Genomic DNA, 19,470 nt, shown 5'->3' on the forward strand with positions numbered 1-19,470 from the left:
CCATGACAGATAATAACCACCCCTCTCCACAAAAACCGCAGCAAACTTCACCTCAATCCGGCGATCCGGTCGATAAGAGTGACCAAGCAAAAACCAAACAAACCGAGCGTAAGGCAGACTCAACAAGCCATGAAAATTCGCCGAAAACCGTCAATCCGCCAACGACCACCTCCGTCAGTAGTCCAGTAAGCGGTGGCAGTAAACTCGCCAGCATTGCGATTGTGTTAACGGTGTTGTTTAGTGGCGGCCTCACTTTACATATGCAGCAGCAGCGTGCCGACCATCAAGCGCAAATAGGCGCGCTACGAGCAGAACTCAATCAAGCTCGCAGCACCATCAATACTCAGCTTGGCGAAGCGAAAGAACAAGCGATTACCGCTACTCGTGATATAGCGACTCAAGCTGAACTGTTGCTTAATCAGCAAAAACAGAGCGTCGATAGCTTGCATCTCGCACTCGCCGAGATTCAAGGTCGACGCCCCAATGACTGGCTATTGGCAGAAGCGGATTACTTAGTCAAACTCGCGGGACGCAAACTGTATTTAGAGCGTGATATCGAGACTGCGACTCAGTTAGTCCAAGAAGCTGATTTACGTGTTGCGGAGCTCAATGATCCAAGTTTAACTTCACTGCGTCGCGCACTACGCCATGATATCGCTCAGTTACAAGCAATGCCGCTCATCGATAGAGATGGCTTAGTGCTGCGTCTGATGAGTCTGCAGCAGCGTATCGACCAACTACCGCTCGCCAATGCACTATTGCCAGAGGAAACTCAGCCTACCCAACCGACCGTTTCAGAGGATATTGCTGATTGGAAAACCAATCTACGCACCTCTTTGCAAGCCTTTGCCGATAACTTTATTACCTTTCGCGTAAGAGATGGACAAGCGATACCGCTGTTATCACCACAGCAACATCTTTATCTTCGTGAGAACCTTAAAGCTAAATTAGATACCGCCATCCAAGCGATCTACAGCGAGCAACAAGAGATTTACACGCTCTCCCTCAATATGGCCCTAGAATGGTCAAACGATTATTTCAATCGATACGATCAGCAGGTCAAAGCCTTTACTCATAGCCTTGAGCAACTGGCTGAACAACACATTCAGCTTGATACGCCTCAGCTCACCGCTCAACAGCCACTCGCTGATGTGATTCGTGAACGGTTACGTCGCTCTGTGGCACCAATAATGACGGAGGGACAGCAATGATTCGTTTACTGTTTTTACTGGTTGTCCTCGGCCTAGGCTTATTTGTGGGTAGCCAATACGCTGGCCAACAAGGCTATGTTTTGATCTCCATCGCTAATACCAGTATCGAAATGAGCGTCACCACGCTGATCATTTTGATGGTCGCTTTACTGGCGGGGCTATTTTTTCTTGAATATCTGATAAAAAAAATCCTTCGTGCCAGCAGCAGCACATGGAACTGGTTTACGATTCGTAAACAACGCCGCTCCCGCCGTTACACCGATGAAGGTATGATTAAACTACTTGAAGGGGATTGGAAACAGGCCGAGAAAAAAGTCACTCGCTGGGCGAATCATCATGATATGCCGCTACTCTGTTATTTGGCCGCGGCAGAAGCGGCTCATGAACAAGGCGATCAGCGTAAACGAGACGACTATTTGACGTTAGCCGCTAAACAACCGAATGCCACCCTAGCGGTTGAATTGACTCGCGCCAAACAGTTATTGAGCGACCAAGCATGGCAGGCAGCGGTTGATATTCTGACTCCGTTAGCACAGGCTTACCCTGATAATATTTTGGTTTTAAAGCGCTTAAAACAAGCTTATCTCGCCTTAGAGCAATGGCAACCTCTCCTGGCCTTAATTCCAAAATTGACTAAAGCTCAATTACTTACCCCATCACAGGCCGATGCCCTGACCTTACAAGCTCAACAAGCAATGCTCAGCGTTGTGGCAACTCAAGGTGGTAGCGAAGGATTACTGACCTATTGGCAATCGCTACCCAAAATCCTTAAAAACGAAACCCGTTTAATGGTTGAAATGATTGAGCAGTTATTACAGCGTCAAGCCGACCCAGCGGCGTTTAAATTACTCAAAGAATGGCTAAATAAGCAGCCTACGACTGAGTTATATCGCTTTCTGCCTAAGTTAACGCTAAAAGATAAACAGCCACTTATCGCCTTACTGCAAGACAAGCTACGTCGCGATAAAAATAATGCCGAAGCCCACAGCGCGCTAGGCCAAATTCTGCTCCACCAGAAACAGTGGGCACAAGCGCAACAGCACCTTGAACAGGCTTTATCACTTCGAGTGAATATTGAAGATTACGCCTGTTTAGCTCAAGCATTAGAGCAGCAAGATCGCCCACAAGCGGCGCACGATGTCAGTCGTAAAGCCTTATCCTTACTGACCACCGCTTAATAGAAAAAGCGGTCCCTCTGTACGATGGACCGCTTTTTATACTCTTCTGATGCTCTTCCCAATCGTCGTGAGCGATTACGATATCAGGTATGATACGTGAGATTAGATAACCCGAGAAAACTGCTGCTGACGGGCGCGCTGACGTAAATACTTGTCAAAACACATGCAAATATTGCGGATCAGCAATCTGCCACGTAAGGTGACGCGGATAAAACGCGAGTCCACTTCAACCAATTGATCATCAATGAAGGTTTGTAATAACGCGAGGTCTTGCTGGAAATAGTCATTAAAACGCAGCTTAAAATCCTGTTCTATTGCCTGTTTATCTAATTGGAAATTACAAATAAGTTGTTTAATGACTTCACGGCGTAGCAGATCATCACTGTCTAATGACACCCCTTTCCATAGCGCGTGACGCATCTCATCCACTTGCTGATAATAGCGTTTCAGATCTTTTTGATTTTGGGCATACACATCGCCGACCATTGAAATGGCAGAAACACCAAATCCCAGTAAATCACAATCGCCCTGCGTGGTGTAACCTTGGAAGTTACGATGTAAAACACCGTTACGCTGCGCCACGGCTAACTCGTCATCGGGTAACGCAAAATGGTCCATGCCAATAAACTGATACCCCGCTCCCGTTAAAGTGCTAATGGTATCTTGCAAGATGGCCATTTTTTCCTCTATCGAGGGCAGAAAGTCAGATTTAATTTTACGCTGTGCGGCAAACAACTCAGGCATATGCGCATAGTTAAACACTGACAAACGCCCCGGACGCATCTCAATCACTTGTTGTAAAGTGGCGTGGAAACTGGCGACCGTCTGCTTGGGTAAACCATAAATTAAATCTAGATTGGTCGAACGAAATCCAAGCTGCTTGGCGCGCGCTACTAAATCAACAATAAACTGTTCATCTTGTTCACGATTAACGTACTGCTGAACTTGTTTATCAAAATCCTGCACTCCGATACTGATGCGATTAAAACCTTCACTCCGCAAATGATCGAGTACCGAGAGTTCAATCTCACGTGGATCAACTTCAATGCTGATCTCCGCATCGGGCTGAAAGTTAAACTCAGCCCGTAATAACGTCATTAAACGACTCATTTGAGCGTTGGTTAAAAACGTCGGTGTACCACCACCAAAATGCAATTGAGTCACAGGACGCGAAAGCAGCAATGGTGCGCGTTGACGAATTTCGTGTTCCAGCACATCTAAATACTCATCCGCTTTATGCGAGTGGCGAGTGATGATTTTGTTGCAGCCACAGTAGTAGCAAAGCTTGTGACAAAAAGGAATATGGATATACAGGGATACCGGTCGCTGTGGATAACGCGCACAAGCCATATCAAATTCGGCAATCGTGAACGCTTCGTGAAATTCCACCGCGGTTGGATAGGAAGTGTAACGCGGCCCCGAGTAGTTGTACTTGTCTAAAATGGTTTGATCCCAAACAATCTGCTGACTGGGTACGACTGGCGACAACATAGTGACTCTTCCGTTATTGAACGTGGACTGATTATTTTGCCACACCAGAGACATAGCGTCGGGCAGCAAAAGAAGATTTACCGATAAAATAGTCTAAATTGCTAGCCGGATCACTTCTTATTACCCGTTAAACAAGGGCAATAGAGATCGTCTGCGTGTTGGCACCGCAACGGCTTTCGAGGTATAACGCGACAAGCGTACACCATCGAAAGCATTCATTGAAAACCGGATGAATAGATTAAACGAATTGAATAGGAATTTGTTGATTCAACGGCCGAATACGCTGTTGTAAGGCTTTTAGCTCAACAACAATCGCATCATTAAGACGCACTTCTGCTTTCTGACGCGTCAGGTTATGGCGCATTCTTTCTTGCTTTGGCATCGCTTGTCGAGCGTCGCCACGAGGCATATCTTTAACAATGTGGTACAGCTCTGCGGTGGCTGGATAGTCACGGTCAAAGTCTACCCGTTGTTCACCCTGCACATAATCCATAATGCAGTAAACTCGAATGGCGATTTCCGATAAATCACACTGACCTTGAATACCGGCCAAACAGAGTGTATTCACACTATCAAAAATATTGGCGTTACGTTTTTCTATTGCCAGTGTTTGATGTTGCTGCTGTAACTGAGTTTGTTTTTTAACTTGCAATAACAAGTAAACGGCATAGCTTGCCAAACCAAGAATGATCAGTCCACCAACCATCATCAACAAAAGCGTATTCATACCATTGTCCTACTGTTTGTACCCATCCACATCTAGATTTTCAAATTGCGCCAACAACTCATCATCGGATTGAACTTTACGTACCTTAGATTGAGTCGCTTGTGGGACAGAAAAATCATCTTCAAGCTCATCGTCTTCATCAGCAGCATCATCGAACAACCCAAGTTGCTTCATCAATACTTCGATGCGATCGAGTTTTTCGTCGACGTATTTTTGTAAACCCGCACCCAGATTTTCACCACTATCAATTCTATCTAGCAGAACGTTCAACTGAGGATCATTTTCCAGCATCGCTAACTCTTGTTCAGCATCTAAACGGCGCTGCTGCTTACTGGCTTTTTTACCCGTTTCCACGATCAATGGAATTTTTTTCTTGCTTCCCAAGCGCGGATCGCGAGCTTGCTCAGCAGTACGTTGACTTTGCTCACCGCCATCGGAATGGCGACTACCACTTTTCAGTCCTTTGCGTTTTTTCAATTTTTTGCGCTCACGGCTTTCTACATCAGCCTCACTACGATTACGTTTACGAGCAACAATCAGTTCACCGTTAAAGCCGGTTTTTGCTTTCTTTGTACGAGACATTACTGGGGTTTCCTCAGTAAAATTACATCATTTCCGATAAATTCAAGTTCGAGCTTATCCCGCTCGGCCAGAAACTGAAAGGTATCACGACTAAAAAAACTCACATGAGTAAGATCATTTTTATAGTGCCATCCAGCAAACGCATCCACGTTTTTCACTAGTTTGGTCATGATACCAATCCAGCCTCCTGGCTTAACTAAATTCAGCCATTGCTGCCAAATACGGTGAGGATCATGTAAATGCTCAATCACTTCACTGGCAGTCATAAAATCATAGTCCCTTTGTAGGACTTCTTGCTGTCGATAATAAAAGAAGTCATACAATGCGACGTCGTGTCCAGCTTCTTCAAGCATGACCGACAACGTCGGGCCTGGGCCACAGCCAAAATCCAATCCCTTCGATTGAGGAGCAAGTCTCTCAAGCATTGGCTGAGAAAGACGCGATAAAAAACGACGATAGCCCAGATCGTTAGGATTATTGTCGTGCAAATCGTAGAAACTTTTCTCACGTTCAGCGCTCAATCGATCAACCGGAGGCACAAAGACCAATCGACAAACCGAACACTCCCTATAAGCGCGATGATTATCGGCAAAGTAAGCGTGGGTTTGAACGCTGTGGCACAAAGGACAAGTCTGCATTGTCGCCTCCTGATTGGGGGATGCGCAACATACCAGAAACTGGCGATAGTGTGGAGCCTCTTTGTTCAAAAACAGAGCAATTATTGTAAAAAGATCATCAATCCATTTATCACACGACAAAAAGACCCGACCGCCGCGAATAAGCGATGCGCTAGGCTTAACCTAAAAATCAACAATGACTCCTCATCGCCCAGCGAAGAAGACAATATCCTTGGCGAGGTAAGTCATTAATATAAAAAACTAAAAGGTAATTTAAGGCGAGCGGATGACTTTCTTCCCATCCGCTTGTTGATAATTGTCCAGCTTACCCAAGCACTCATGGTACAATCATCGGTCTTGTACCGAGTACGATTCTTCGACTAAGTTTTTATAAAAGCAATCAATCGACTACGCAAAGTCGAGATGGAGTTAACATTGAGCGTAAAAATTCACTATCAAAACACGCATTTTATTACCAGTGCGCCAGACATTCGCCATCTTCCCGCCGATGACGGTATCGAAATTGCGTTTGCCGGACGTTCAAATGCTGGCAAATCAAGCGCTCTCAATCGCTTAACCAACCAAAAAAGCTTGGCGAAAACCAGTAAAACCCCTGGAAGAACTCAGTTAATTAATCTATTTAAAGTCACCGATGGTTGCCATATCGTTGATTTACCGGGTTATGGCTTTGCACAAGTACCGCTAGAAATGAAAAAGAAGTGGCAAAAATCACTGGGTGAGTATCTGCAACAGCGCTCTAGCCTAAAAGGATTGGTGGTGTTAATGGATATCCGCCATCCAATGAAAGATCTCGACCAACAATTGGTCTTGTGGGCGGTTGAATGTGCCATTCCGGTGCAAGTACTGCTGACTAAAGCGGATAAATTGAAAAGCGGTGCACGTAAAGCCCAACTCAACAAGATCAGAGAAGAGTCATTATCGTTCGGTGGTGATGTCAGTGTCGATGTGTACTCGTCGCTAAACGGCTTAGGGGTCGATACCTTACGCAGTAAACTCGATAGTTGGTTTATGCCTGAAGTATTGCGTCGTACCGAACAACCGTTATCAACCGACGAGCCACCTGTCGCTTAGTCATTATTCGTTTGTTGATTTATATCCAAGCGATAAAAATCCCCACCATCCTGGTGGGGCAACGGGAGAGAAATAGGAAGTCATTATTGTTATAGCGCTAGCATTCCTCAATCCCGCAAAAATTACAAGACGCTACCACCCACAATCTTGCTTCAACACCACAAAACATATCGCCATTTTTAATTTATTAATCAATAAATTAAATCAAAAAAACCACCATGCTATAGACTTGATTTTCCGCTAAAAAGAATCGAAAGTGTGAATGACGTTTAATGACAATACTGATCAAAAACCATCGTCAATCAGCTTTATATTGAGGCGCTGCTTAGCCGAAATAATCGACCAGATTTCAGCCGCGAAGATTGATGATACGAGAGATAAAAAGATGGGAAGCGCACAATAAAAAACGCCCCAGTCAATAATCGACTGGGGCGGCTGAATCAGCCTAATCCAATAACGTGAAACAAAAGGTCTGAAAGATAGAACATCTTACCTCTGTACCCTACGGAATTAAATCTACAGCAACTGGTCATAAATGAAAATAGTTTTTGTAGTTTTTTTTCATTAAAATTTTATTAAAATACATAAACACTTGAAAATCACTCAATTTTTTTCGATTAAAAAAAAGCCAGCGATAAGACGCTGGCTAGAATAATTGATTGATTTTATGCTAAATCGACGTTAATGGGCTTCATCCCAGTTGTTTCCGTGACCAGCATCAGCCACTAACGGCACGTTAAGTTGGGCAGCAGATTCCATCAATTCTTGTACTTTACTTTCAATTTCGGATAAAGCTGACTCTTGCACTTCAAAAACCAGTTCATCGTGTACTTGCATTAACAGTTTTACGCGTCCTTGCCCCTCTGTCTCGATCCAATTATCCACTAATAGCATCGCTTTTTTAATGATATCAGCGGCAGTACCTTGCATCGGTGCATTGATCGCCGCCCGCTCAGCGGCTTTACGACGCATGCCATTCCGTGATTGAATTTCAGGTAAATGCAAACGACGACCAAAGAGCGTTTCCACATACCCTTGCTCTGCCGCCATACTGCGCGTCTCTTCCATATAACGCAGCACACCCGGATAACGTTCAAAATATTTGTCCATATAATGCTGAGCTTCAGAGCGAGGAATACCGAGTTGCTTAGCAAGACCAAAGGCGCTCATGCCATAAATAAGGCCAAAGTTGACCGCTTTGGCACGGCGACGCTGCTCACTGGTTACCTGATCAATACTCACGCCAATGATTTCTGCTGCCGTCGCGGTATGGATATCCTTGCCTTGCTGGAAAGCGTCCAGCAACGCAGGATCGCCAGACAAATGAGCCATGATTCGTAATTCAATCTGTGAGTAGTCGACTGCCATGATTTTCCAGCCCGCTGGAGCAATAAAGGCCTGACGAATACGGCGTCCTTCTTGATTGCGGATCGGAATATTTTGTAAGTTTGGATCGGTTGAAGACAAACGTCCTGTCGCCGTTACCGCTTGATGATAAGAAGTGTGCACCCGCCCAGTTGTTGGGTTGATCATCTTTGGTAGCTTGTCTGTGTAGGTCGACTTTAATTTAGCCAATCCACGGTATTCAAGGATCACCGCTGGTAACGGATAATCTAACGCCAATTCTTGTAGCACTTCTTCGTTAGTCGATGGAGTACCTGATGGCGTTTTTTTCACCACAGGTAACTTCATCTGCTCAAACAAAATCGTTTGTAATTGCTTTGGTGAGCTTAAATTAAATTCTTGATCAGCCAGCTCATAGGCTTTGCGCTCGAGCTCAACCAAACGCTGGGCAATTTCTTGAGATTGAATCGCCAGTAATTGATCGTCAATCAATACGCCTGTGCGCTCCATACGTGATAACACCGGCACTAATGGCACCTCAATATCACGATAAACAGCGAATAGCGGCGCATCCGCTTCAAGCAAAGCTTGTAAACGATGGTGTAACCTTAGTGTCACATCGGCATCTTCCGCGGCGTATGGCGCAGCCTGTTCAAGATCGATTTGATTGAAGGTCAGTTGATTTTTGCCCTTACCAGCCACTTGCTCAAAAGAAATGCAGCTATGTTGTAAAAAGCGTAGCGCTAAGCTATCCATATCCTGCTTACCACCAACGCTGTTATAGACATAAGAAGCCAGCATCGTATCATGAGCAATGCCACGCATCGTTATCCCATAACGCGCCACAACACTGGCGTCGTATTTCAGATTTTGACCAACTTTAGCCAATTGAGGATCTTCTAATAGCGGTTTTAGCTGCGCCAGTACCCAATCACGGTCCAGCTGCTGAGGCGCATCAAGATAGTCATGCCCAACGGGCACATACGCCGCCTCTCCTTCTGCTACGGCAAACGAGAGACCCACCAAATTAGCGACCATATAATCGAGACTGTCTGTTTCCGTATCAAACGCAAACACTTCGGCTTGTTTGAGCTTAGCTAACCATATCGCAAAACTCTGTTCATCAAGGATCGTCTGGTACTGACTGCGATCAATTGTTACCGCTGAGTGCTCACTCATCACCGTGTGCGCTTGGCCAGAGGCCACTTCTCGCTGGGTGATAGGTTCACGAGCTTCAACCACGCCATTACCGCCGTCTAAGAGTTCCGTTAACCAAGATTTAAACGCCATTTTTCCATACAGCGCAATTAAGGCGTCGCAGTCGGGAGTGGTTTTCAATAAAGACTGCGGCGTGTGATCCAATGCAACATCGAGCTTAATCGTGGCTAACTGATAAGATAACCAAGCATTGTCACGATTTTCTTCCAGCTTCTTGGCCATGGTTTTTGAACCACGGAAGCCTAACTCCGCAATTTTATCTAAATTGGCATATAACGCCTCAAGGCCACCAATCCCTTGTAACAAGGCGGTCGCGGTTTTATCACCCACACCGGGAACGCCAGGAATGTTATCGACTTTATCGCCCATCAAAGCGAGATAATCGATGATCAACTCAGGCGGAATACCAAATTTTTCAATCACCCCTTCGCGATCCATGACGACATTGGTCATGGTGTTAATCAAAGTGACATGATCGTTGACTAATTGCGCCATATCTTTATCGCCGGTACTGATCAGCACTGGCATTCCCGCTTGTGATGCTTGCGCCGCTAAGGTACCGATCACATCATCCGCTTCCACACCTTCAATCGAAATCAGCGGTAAACCCATTGCACGAATAATCTGATGCAAAGGTTCAATTTGACACCTTAGATCATCCGGCATCGGAGGGCGATGAGCTTTATACTGATCGTACATGTCATCACGAAAGGTTTTACCCTTCGCATCGAAAATCACGGCCATGCGCTCTGAAGCAAATTGACGCATCATGGCACGCAACATATTGACGACCCCATACACCGCATTGGTCGGGATCTCACCATTGGTCATGGTGCCTGGGTAGGCGTGAAACGCGCGGTATAAATAAGAGGAGCCATCGATCAAAATGAGGGGGTTATCAGGGATACGAGCCATAGTTTTGCTATCCGAACAGAAACAATAAGCGCCTAGGATGCCATGACTGCTGCTTGGTTTCCATGCTGATCAAGCTGACTCGTTGCCTAAGCGTACCCCGAGATCGGTTCTGCCTCCCCTTCATCTGTGGATAAGTCTGTTCATAGATTTTATCCACACCGCTATCACTCTCTTTTTACCACTGCCAATCAAAATTAAAGTTACTGATATTTAAGGAATTTAATCCAGATCGACAAAGACAACAATGATCCTTTAACGATCATCCATTGTGGAAAAGATACTTGCTGTCCTTTTACTCACGCTGAGATCCCGCTCGAAATTAGCTGATTACAATTACAACAGTCTCATCCAATCTTGCTGACGTCATTGAGTAAAATCTACTCATGTGACAGATTGACTTGCCGAACTCATAGCATAAAAAAAGCGACACCCGAAGATGTCGCCTAGCCGTATGCTGGTGAAGCTAATGGTAAAATCAACTCCCCAAAAAGCTAAATATTACACTGGAAGCAATGTGAGCAATGTCGTGTCAAAAAGAATCTGTGTTACCCAATAACCTCTGCTTATCCGCTAGCAATAGATAAAGCTAACATAATCAGCAGGTCTGTTGTTGAACTCGACTTATCCCCTAAGACAAGGTTAATAATAATCGTTCTCATCTTAATGTCAACACTCAAATGAGAAAAAATCTCATTTGTTGATCTACCCCACTTTTATTGTGGGGTAGTTTTTATTGTGAGTGTGAGGTAGCTTTTATTTTGAGGTGGCTTTCTGACGCAAATGCTTCGCCGCTTGAGCGTGATCATCGGCTAACCATTCGGCGACTTGTTTAGCAAAATAGGTCAAAATGCCGTCGGCTCCAGCGCGCTTAAAGCACAATAGTGACTCCATAACGGTTTCACGTTCTTTAAGCCAACCATTTAAGATCGCCGCTTTATGCATCGCATATTCACCAGACACTTGATAAGCAAAAGTGGGCACTTGCAACTCACTTTTCACTCGGCGTACCACATCAAGATAGGGCATACCGGGCTTAACCATCACCATATCCGCGCCTTCGTTAATATCCATCGCGACTTCATGCAATGCTTCATCACTGTTGGCCGGATCCATCTGATAGTTTTTCTTATTGCCCCCTTTGAGATTACTTGCCGATCCGACCGCATCACGAAACGGCCCATAGTAACAAGACGCATATTTCGCCGAATAAGCCATGATCTGAGTATGGATATGCCCCGCCTCTTCAAGCGCTTGGCGAATTTTACCAATTCGTCCATCCATCATGTCTGATGGTGCGACAACATCCGCGCCGGCTTGAGCATGGGACAACGCCTGCTTAATCAACACCTCGGTCGTTGCTTCGTTGAGCACATAGCCACTTTCATCAATGATCCCATCTTGGCCATGTGTGGTAAAAGGATCTAAAGCCACGTCGGTAATCACGCCCATTTGAGGGACATGCGCTTTCAGTAATTTGACCGCACGCTGCACTAATCCATCCGGATTATAGGCTTCTGAAGCATCGAGACTTTTTGCATCTGGAGTCACGACCGGAAACAGGGCGATGGCTGGAATTCCTAATTGCGCTAAATATTGCGCTTCTTCTAACATCAAATCGATAGATAGACGTTCAACACCGGGCATCGACTCTACCGCTTCACGACGATCTTTACCCATTAAGATAAACATCGGATAGATCAAGTCATTCACCGAGACGCTGTGCTCTGCGACTAAGCGACGACTAAAATCATGTTTGCGTAAACGGCGTAAACGACGGCCAGGGAACTGACCTTGGATTGATACAGACACTCGACTCTCCTTAGTTGTCGAACCGCACAGCAGTGATAGGACCACCCGCGGTCGTGATTGGAACGTGTAGTCGTGAAATCATATCACTCTAATCACTTGGCGCTAGGCTCAATCCAAGAAAAGGCGAAAAATGATCTCCGTGGCCCACTCGCGTATACTGCTTCTTTATCGAATATCATCCCGCTGACGATAGCTCGGAAGCGTCAACAGCCACTAACCATAAAGAGATTACGATGATTGATACCCATGCCCATGTTTACGCCAGTGAATTTGATCACGATCGCGACCAAGTGATACAACGTGCGATTGAACAAGGTATTGAGCACATTTTGTTACCCAATATCGATCTCGACTCTATCGCTCCTATGCTCGCTACCGAAGCGGCTTATCCTGATTTATGCCGATCGATGATGGGCCTGCATCCTTGCTATGTAAACGCCGACGTCAAACAAACGCTCGAGCAGATAGAATACTGGTTTACACAACGCGAGTTTATTGCCGTAGGCGAAATCGGCATTGATTTGTACTGGGACAAAACCTATCAAGCCGAACAAGAGATGGCATTCATTACCCAACTGAACTGGGCAAAAAGCCTTAACTTACCGGTCGTCATTCATACTCGTGATTCCATCGATCAAACCTTAGCCCTACTCAAGCAAGAGCAAAATGGTCAATTACGCGGTGTTTTCCATTGTTTTGGCGGAACGGTTGAACAAGCCAAAGCGATCAATGATCTTGGCTTTCACTTAGGTTTAGGCGGAGTATCAACGTTTAAAAATGGCGGAATGGATAAAGTAATTCCAGCGCTCGATTTGAACTATCTGGTATTAGAAACCGATTGTCCTTACCTAGCGCCAGTGCCGCATCGCGGTAAACGTAATGAGCCAGCGTACACTCGATTAGTCGCAGAGCGAATTGCAGAGTTACGCGGCCTAAGCACCGAGTACGTCGACCAATTCACCACTAACAATGCCAAAGCCTTATTTAAGTTATAACCAACGACGACCAAGCCATCGCGATATCGCGATTACTCTTGCGCCTCACGCGGCTCTCTCTGGCCGTAAAAGCGCGCAAAAAACAGCCCAACTTCAAATAACAAGCACATAGGTATGGCTAATAGGGTTTGAGAAATAATATCCGGTGGCGTGAGTAGCATACCAATCACAAAAGCGGCGACCACAATATAGGGCCGCTTTTCACTGAGCGCTTTCGGTGTCGTCGCGCCAGTCCAACACAGCAAAATAATCGCTACGGGAACCTCAAACGCAATACCAAACGCCAAAAAGAGTGACAACACAAAGTCTAAATAGCTAGCGATATCGGTAGCAAATTGTACGCCCCCCAGCGAAATGGCGGTAAAAAAACCAAACACTAAAGGAAACACGACAAAGTAAGCAAAGGCAACACCACAATAAAACAGCAAAGAACTGGAAACCAACAGTGGAAAAATCAACCGGCGCTCATGTTTGTACAAACCAGGGGCAACAAACGCCCAAACTTGATACAAGATATACGGCACCGATAAAAAGATAGCGACAATTAACGTCAGTTTCAGTGGCGTAAAAAATGGCGAAGCGACATCGGTAGCAATCATCGTCGCACCAGCAGGCAAACGCTCAACCAGAGGCCGAGAAACAAACTCGTAAATCGTATTTGAAAAATAAATCAAACCAATAAAAACGACGATCACCGCCGCAATACTGCGTAATAAACGGTCACGTAATTCAAGTAAATGGGCGATGAGCGGCTGGGTTTGTTCAGCGGATGACATAACAACCTCGGTTAATATGGAGTACAAGTAATCAGTATCAGCTGATGGCGGTTTCATCACTGAAAGAGACTATCGCTGTAGTGGCGCGATACCACGCCAACTCAATCACCGCCTTTGTACAGCCGAACCGTTCGGCTTACTCTGGCGCTTTGCTGGGTGTTTTTTTGTCACAGCTAAGTCTGATGTCGGATTTGTTGGTTTCAGCGCAGAAGCCGAGTCTGGCTCGACAATGTTCTCAGCATTAGCACCGTAAGAACGCTGCACATCCTGTGCTGCTTTTTTTAGCGTATCGACGGATTCTTGTAGCTCTGGCGATAGATTTTTCATCCCCATTTGCTCCGCTTTACGTAATTGCTCTTGCAGTTCCTGCACCTTTAGCTCTTGGGCCAACTCTTCTTTGACGCTATTTGCCATCCCTTTGGCAGTAGCAACAAACTTAGCCACACTGCGTATTGCATGAGGTAAACGCTCTGGGCCCAGCACAACCAGTGCAACCACCGAGATCAATACCAGCTCCCAAAAACCGATATCAAACACAGCTTACACCTTCTCTTGGTCTTTTTTGGCTTCCGCCGTGCTTTCCGTTTTCTGTTGCTGTAGATTTTTCTGCTCAAAATCGGCATCTTTCTTCGTCGGGTCTTCTTCTTCAGCCATCGCCTTTTTGAAGCCTTTCACCGCACTGCCTAAGTCACTGCCTATGCCACGTAATTTCTTAGTGCCAAATAATAAAACAACGATCACCGCAATAATAAGCAGTTGCCAAATACTGATACCACCCATTTTCTCTACCTCGGGTTATGTGTTAATGATGAATTCTTCAGTGAATCTAAGTTATCGACGATACACTCGCCAGCTTAACCACCAGCTAATTGCACCCGCCATCACCGCTCCCATCGCTAATGAAGGATAGTCGGTTAATAATAAAGCAGAGCATACGACTAAAGTGGCGCCAACACCAAATAAAAACTGCCCGGTCGATTGCTGCCGCTTCGATGTACAGTAGCCTTGATAAAACTGCTCCATACGCAGATTGAGGTTTTTCCCCTGTTTTAAGCTGTCATAGAGTAGCTCGGGTAATTCTGGGAGTTTCTCCGCCCAAAATGGCGCTTTCTCTTTGACCGCGTTAATCACCGCCTGAGGACCAACCTGATTACGCATCCATTTTTCTAAAAAGGGTTTTGCGGTTTGCCACAAATCTAATTGCGGATAAAGCTGACGACCTAATCCCTCAACATACAACAACGTTTTTTGCAGTAATACCAGTTGGGGCTGCACTTCCATTTCAAACCGTCTGGCGGTATTAAACAAATTCAATAACACGTGACCAAACGATATTTCACACAAAGGCTTAGCAAAAATCGGCTCACAAACAATGCGAATCGCGACTTCAAACTCATCGATATTGGTATCGTAGGGCACCCATCCTGAGTCAACATGCAACTGCGCCACTTTACGGTAATCACGATTAAAAAATGCTAAAAAATTCTCTGCCAAATAACGCTTATCTTCAGCATTTAACGTGCCGACAATCCCGCAATCTAAACCAATCCATTGCGGATTTTCTGGATGTTCAGGATTAACAAATACGTTACCCGGATGCATATCTGCATGGAAAAAACTATCGCGAAATACTTGGGTAAAAAACACCGTCACTCCACGCTCAGCCAACAGTTTCATATTGGTGCCGTTGGCTTTTAACCCCGCCAAATCTGACACTTGAATACCATAAATGCGTTCAGAGACCATGACCGTTTTATTACTAAAATCGGTGATGATTTCTGGTACGTACAGTTCTTCGCTGTGTTCAAAATTACGACGCAGTTGGATTGCATTGGCGGCTTCTCGTCGTAGATCCAGTTCATCGAGTAAGGTTTTTTCATACTCACGTACCACTTCAACCGGTTTTAAACGACGTGCTTCTGGCGTCATTTTGGCAATAATACGCGCTAAGCGGTACATCAGTTTTAGATCCGCATCAATAACGGGGCGAATATCGGGACGGATCACTTTCAAGACAATGTCGCGACCATTAGATTTGAGTTTCGCGGTATGCACTTGGGCAATGGACGCCGAAGCTAAAGGCTCAATATCAAACTCATCAAACCAAGTATCTAATGGCCCGCCGAGCGCTTGCTCCATATGTTGCTGCGCTAAAGCACCATCAAACGGAGCAACTTTGTCTTGCAACATCGCCAATTGATCAGCGATATGCGGTGGGAATAAATCTCGTCGAGTTGACATCATCTGACCAAATTTAATCCACACTGGACCAAGTTCTTGTAACGCAAGGCGCAGCCGTTCACCCAGAGGCTTATCGGAATGTTGATTACGAATCCAAAACAACATTTTACGTGCCAGTAATGGCGCTTTGCTTAATTGGTGTTGTGGGATCAGCTCATCTAAACCATATTCAAGCTGAACTTTGATGATGCGATATAAACGCTTAACTTCTGCAGGAGTCATACTTTTCCCAGTAACTGATGCAATTTGGCTTCTAAACGAGCGGCATGACTTTTTACTTCATCCACTTGATCACAAAAATCAGCGATTTCTAATGGCGGAGGAGCAATACGCCACTCTTCGGTGAGGACTTGGGCGACATAATGTTGCTGTTTGACAAAGTGGCTGGTCACTTGCTGATGCACATCCTTAATGCCTTGCACTACAGTATGAGCGACCACATCGCCAGTAATACGTGATAACCACTCTTCAAGATCGGGCTTACAATCTGTCAATAATTGAGCAAATTTTTGTGCTAGCTGAATATCGCCTTGTAACACCAGTTTGTCTTGTTTAATCAGTTGCGTGATATTGGCCTGCTCACGCAACTCAGGCAAAATAGTCAATGATAACGACAAGTAGCAATCGGGCTGAGCTTCATAAGCACCAAGCACATCAATTTGCTGACTGAATACAAAAGTAAAGGTTTGATCGATCTCTTTAATATGCAGCTGTATCACTTGCCCTTTCAAACGAGTAAGTCGACGGTGCAGTTGTGGATCATCCTCAATTAAGGTATTGAGCGTGGTTTCCATCACCGCAGTGATCAAAGATTGAAACGGCATAAGACCCCTTAGAATTTGTAACCACGGTGTAAAGCGACAATACCGCCAGTGAGGTTATAGTAAGTGGTTTGTTCAAAGCCTGCGCTCTCCATCATGCCTTTTAACGTCTCTTGATCAGGATGCATGCGAATCGATTCAGCCAGATAACGATAACTTTCTGCGTCATTAGCAATCAACTGGCCCATTTTCGGCAACAGATGAAACGAGTAGGCATCGTATATTTTGGAGAGTGGTTCAAGGACAGGTTTAGAGAATTCGAGCACGAGTAAACGACCACCCGGTTTTAATACTCGATACATCGAGCGTAGCGCTTGATCTTTATCGGTCACATTACGCAAACAAAAACTGATCGTGATGCAGTCAAAGTAATTATCGGGAAACGGCAATTCTTCGGCATTAGCTTGCACATAGTGCACATTACCGACAATGCCTCGATCGCGCAGCTTATCACGGCCCACATTGAGCATTGAATTATTAATGTCCGCTAAGATCACATGTCCTTTTTCACCGACAATACGCGAAAACTTGGCAGTTAAATCCCCCGTACCACCGCCGAGATCAAGAATTTTCTGTCCAGGACGCGCACCCGCACAATCAATCGTAAAACGCTTCCATAAGCGATGAATACCACCAGACATCATGTCATTCATGATGTCGTATTTGGCAGCGACAGAATGAAATACTTGCGCCACTTTGGTGACTTTTTCGTCTTTGGCGACGGTAGTAAAACCGAAATGGGTGGTTTCTTGATTGTCTATTGTTGTATTGGTTTGCACGCTGATATCCGTCATTGTTATTCCTCTTGGGCAGTCTTACACCTAAACTGCAACTGCGGACGATTAGTTTACTTTATCCTCAGTGGGATGTCTTTCTAGTAAAGGCGCAAAATCAGGATCCGATTCACGCTGCGCTTGTTCCACCAACTCACTCGCTATCGAACGTTTAATCTCCACCCCAAGCTGCTTAAAACTTTCCGCCTGACGTATCGCATTACCACGCCCTGTCGCCAGTTTATTCATAGCCGATTGATAGCTCTGATTAGCGCGATCCAGTGCACCGCCTAAACCTTGCATATCTTCTACGAACAAACGCAGCTTATCGTACAATTTACTGGCTCGTTCTGCGATCTCTTGCGCATTTTGATTTTGACGTTCATAACGCCAGAGGTTATCAATGGTACGTAGCGCTACTAATAAAGTGGTTGGGCTGACTAAAATAATATTTTGCTCAAGGGCATCTTTGACTAGGCTTGGATCCGCTTGAATCGCCACCTGAAAGGCCGGCTCGACCGGAATAAACATCAGCACATAATCTAAACTGTGTAGCCCTTTCAACTGGTGATAATCTTTTTGACTCAAGCCTTTCAGGTGATTACGCAGCGCCGATAAATGGTCGTGCAGAGCACGATCGCGTTCACTATCGGTCTCGGCATTAAAGTAGCGCTCGTAAGCCACCAGTGCCATTTTTGAATCAATCACCACTTGCTTATTGTGTGGTAAATGGACGATCACATCGGGTTGATAACGTTTCCCAGCGGAATTTTGTAGGCTGACTTGGGTGTGATATTCATGCCCTTCGCGCAAACCTGATTCTGCCAATACCCGAGCAAGCACCACTTCGCCCCAATTGCCCTGTTGTTTATTATCCCCTTTTAAGGCTTGGGTGAGGTTGAGCGCTTCTTTGGCCATTTGCTCATTCAATTGCTGCAAGTTACGCAGCTCATGTACTAAGGTATGCCGCTCTTTCGCTTCTTGGTTAAAACTGTCATTGACCTGTTTTTTAAACCCTTCGAGCTGCTCTTTCAGTGGATTAAGCAGCCCAGCTAAACTCTGTTGGTTTTGCGCATCAACTTTTGCAGTTTTGTGTTCAAATACCTGATTAGCAAGTTGCTCAAATTGCTGCTTTAAACGCTCTTCAGCTCGCTCAAGCAATTGCAGCTTATCTTGACTGGCTGCGAGTTGCTGCTCATGTCGGGCTTGCTGCTCATGGAGTTGCACTTCCAATTGAGTTTTGAGATCGCGCATCTGGTTCAATTGCTCAGCATAAGCCAAACGCTCTTGTTTGATCGCTTCAAAATGGCGTAATTTTTCCATCACCGCCATCATCTTGCCATGCGCTTGTTTTAACTCAAATTCCGCTTTATCACGCTGCTGATCAAGCTCATCTAACTCTTGCTGAGCTTGCTGTAACGACTGCTCTAGCTGCGTTTTTTGTTGTTGATGCCAACGGGCTTCGCTCGCTAATTGCTGCTCTAATAGTTGCAGTGAGAACTGCATTTTCTGTTTTACCCACCAGCCAGTGGTAATCGCGGCAACGCCAGCGGCAGAGAGCGCCGCCAGCCAAGTCGTCGCATGTTCCATGAACCATTGCATATCAAGCACTTCATCAATTATCACTTTAATTAAAAATGGTATGGTGATACTGGATAAATGTCCAGTTTACTGACTGGT

The 19,470-nt window shown here is 45.4% G+C and carries 16 protein-coding genes and 1 pseudogene; 4 read left to right on the forward strand and 13 right to left on the reverse strand.

The features are described from left to right. The first annotated feature begins 2 nt into the window (after positions 1-2). Both FKQ60_RS12930 and FKQ60_RS12935 read left to right on the forward strand, forming a co-directional pair. Positions 3-1,211, forward strand: a complete 1,209-nt coding sequence (locus FKQ60_RS12930; protein WP_170904957.1) for a uroporphyrinogen-III C-methyltransferase — start codon at positions 3-5, stop codon at positions 1,209-1,211. Further along, a complete protein-coding gene (locus tag FKQ60_RS12935; RefSeq protein WP_170904958.1) occupies positions 1,208-2,389 on the forward strand; it encodes a heme biosynthesis HemY N-terminal domain-containing protein in 1,182 nt (393 codons plus the stop codon). Before FKQ60_RS12930 ends, FKQ60_RS12935 begins: the two co-directional genes overlap by 4 nt. Positions 2,390-2,491: 102 nt before the next feature. On the opposite strand, the gene hemN is transcribed toward FKQ60_RS12935, so the two are convergent. The 4 genes from hemN to FKQ60_RS12955 form a co-directional block, all read right to left on the reverse strand. Next, positions 2,492-3,880, reverse strand: coding sequence for an oxygen-independent coproporphyrinogen III oxidase (hemN, locus tag FKQ60_RS12940; protein ID WP_161439324.1), 1,389 nt, complete (start codon positions 3,878-3,880; stop codon positions 2,492-2,494). A 238-nt stretch (positions 3,881-4,118) separates the two neighbouring features. Next, positions 4,119-4,607 carry a DUF2489 domain-containing protein gene (locus tag FKQ60_RS12945; protein ID WP_170904959.1) on the reverse strand — a complete coding sequence of 163 codons (489 nt, stop codon included), beginning with the start codon at positions 4,605-4,607 and terminating at the stop codon, positions 4,119-4,121. A gap of 9 nt (positions 4,608-4,616) precedes the next feature. Continuing rightward, a complete protein-coding gene (gene yihI, locus FKQ60_RS12950) occupies positions 4,617-5,189 on the reverse strand; it encodes a Der GTPase-activating protein YihI (RefSeq protein ID WP_170904960.1) in 573 nt (190 codons plus the stop codon). Next, positions 5,189-5,827 carry a class I SAM-dependent methyltransferase gene (locus FKQ60_RS12955; protein WP_154169780.1) on the reverse strand — a complete coding sequence of 213 codons (639 nt, stop codon included), beginning with the start codon at positions 5,825-5,827 and terminating at the stop codon, positions 5,189-5,191. The genes yihI and FKQ60_RS12955 overlap by 1 nt, the downstream gene beginning before the upstream one ends. A gap of 414 nt (positions 5,828-6,241) precedes the next feature. Here FKQ60_RS12955 and yihA point away from each other — a divergent pair, with 414 nt between their 5' ends. After that, complete coding sequence (gene yihA / locus FKQ60_RS12960) at positions 6,242-6,898, forward strand: ribosome biogenesis GTP-binding protein YihA/YsxC (RefSeq protein WP_004393907.1); 657 nt, start codon at positions 6,242-6,244, stop codon at positions 6,896-6,898. Positions 6,899-7,579: 681 nt separating this feature from the next. On the opposite strand, the gene polA is transcribed toward yihA, so the two are convergent. Together polA and hemB are read right to left on the reverse strand one after the other, a co-directional pair. After that, entirely contained in the window at positions 7,580-10,375 is a 2,796-nt protein-coding gene (polA, locus tag FKQ60_RS12965; protein WP_154169778.1) for a DNA polymerase I, read from the reverse strand. 753 nt (positions 10,376-11,128) lie between these two features. Beyond that, a complete protein-coding gene (gene hemB, locus FKQ60_RS12970) occupies positions 11,129-12,184 on the reverse strand; it encodes a porphobilinogen synthase (RefSeq protein ID WP_154169776.1) in 1,056 nt (351 codons plus the stop codon). A 233-nt stretch (positions 12,185-12,417) separates the two neighbouring features. On the opposite strand from hemB, the gene FKQ60_RS12975 reads away from it, so the two are divergent. Further along, complete coding sequence (locus FKQ60_RS12975) at positions 12,418-13,179, forward strand: TatD family hydrolase (RefSeq protein ID WP_158137525.1); 762 nt, start codon at positions 12,418-12,420, stop codon at positions 13,177-13,179. Positions 13,180-13,211: 32 nt separating this feature from the next. Here the strand turns inward: FKQ60_RS12975 and tatC are convergent, their stop codons facing one another. The 7 genes and pseudogenes from tatC to rmuC all read right to left on the reverse strand — a co-directional run bounded on the left by tatC (position 13,212) and on the right by rmuC (position 19,392). Continuing rightward, positions 13,212-13,955 (reverse strand): twin-arginine translocase subunit TatC, encoded by a 744-nt coding sequence (tatC, locus tag FKQ60_RS12980; protein WP_154169772.1) that lies wholly within the window; start codon positions 13,953-13,955, stop codon positions 13,212-13,214. A 255-nt stretch (positions 13,956-14,210) separates the two neighbouring features. Next, positions 14,211-14,492, reverse strand: a pseudogene (tatB, locus tag FKQ60_RS12985) (Sec-independent protein translocase protein TatB); the annotation flags it as partial. 3 nt (positions 14,493-14,495) lie between these two features. Then, complete coding sequence (gene tatA / locus FKQ60_RS12990; protein WP_004393899.1) at positions 14,496-14,735, reverse strand: Sec-independent protein translocase subunit TatA; 240 nt, start codon at positions 14,733-14,735, stop codon at positions 14,496-14,498. A 51-nt stretch (positions 14,736-14,786) separates the two neighbouring features. Beyond that, complete coding sequence (ubiB, locus tag FKQ60_RS12995) at positions 14,787-16,418, reverse strand: ubiquinone biosynthesis regulatory protein kinase UbiB (protein WP_161438654.1); 1,632 nt, start codon at positions 16,416-16,418, stop codon at positions 14,787-14,789. Then, entirely contained in the window at positions 16,415-17,020 is a 606-nt protein-coding gene (locus tag FKQ60_RS13000) for an SCP2 domain-containing protein (protein ID WP_161425973.1), read from the reverse strand. Before FKQ60_RS13000 ends, ubiB begins: the two co-directional genes overlap by 4 nt. Positions 17,021-17,028: 8 nt before the next feature. Next, positions 17,029-17,811, reverse strand: coding sequence for a bifunctional demethylmenaquinone methyltransferase/2-methoxy-6-polyprenyl-1,4-benzoquinol methylase UbiE (gene ubiE / locus FKQ60_RS13005; RefSeq protein WP_154169764.1), 783 nt, complete (start codon positions 17,809-17,811; stop codon positions 17,029-17,031). A 48-nt stretch (positions 17,812-17,859) separates the two neighbouring features. Further along, positions 17,860-19,392, reverse strand: coding sequence for a DNA recombination protein RmuC (gene rmuC, locus FKQ60_RS13010; protein WP_154169762.1), 1,533 nt, complete (start codon positions 19,390-19,392; stop codon positions 17,860-17,862). Between the last annotated feature and the right edge of the window lie 78 nt (positions 19,393-19,470).

This window comes from Vibrio sp. A11, assembly GCF_013048705.1.
In the GTDB taxonomy this organism is placed as follows: domain Bacteria; phylum Pseudomonadota; class Gammaproteobacteria; order Enterobacterales; family Vibrionaceae; genus Vibrio; species Vibrio metschnikovii.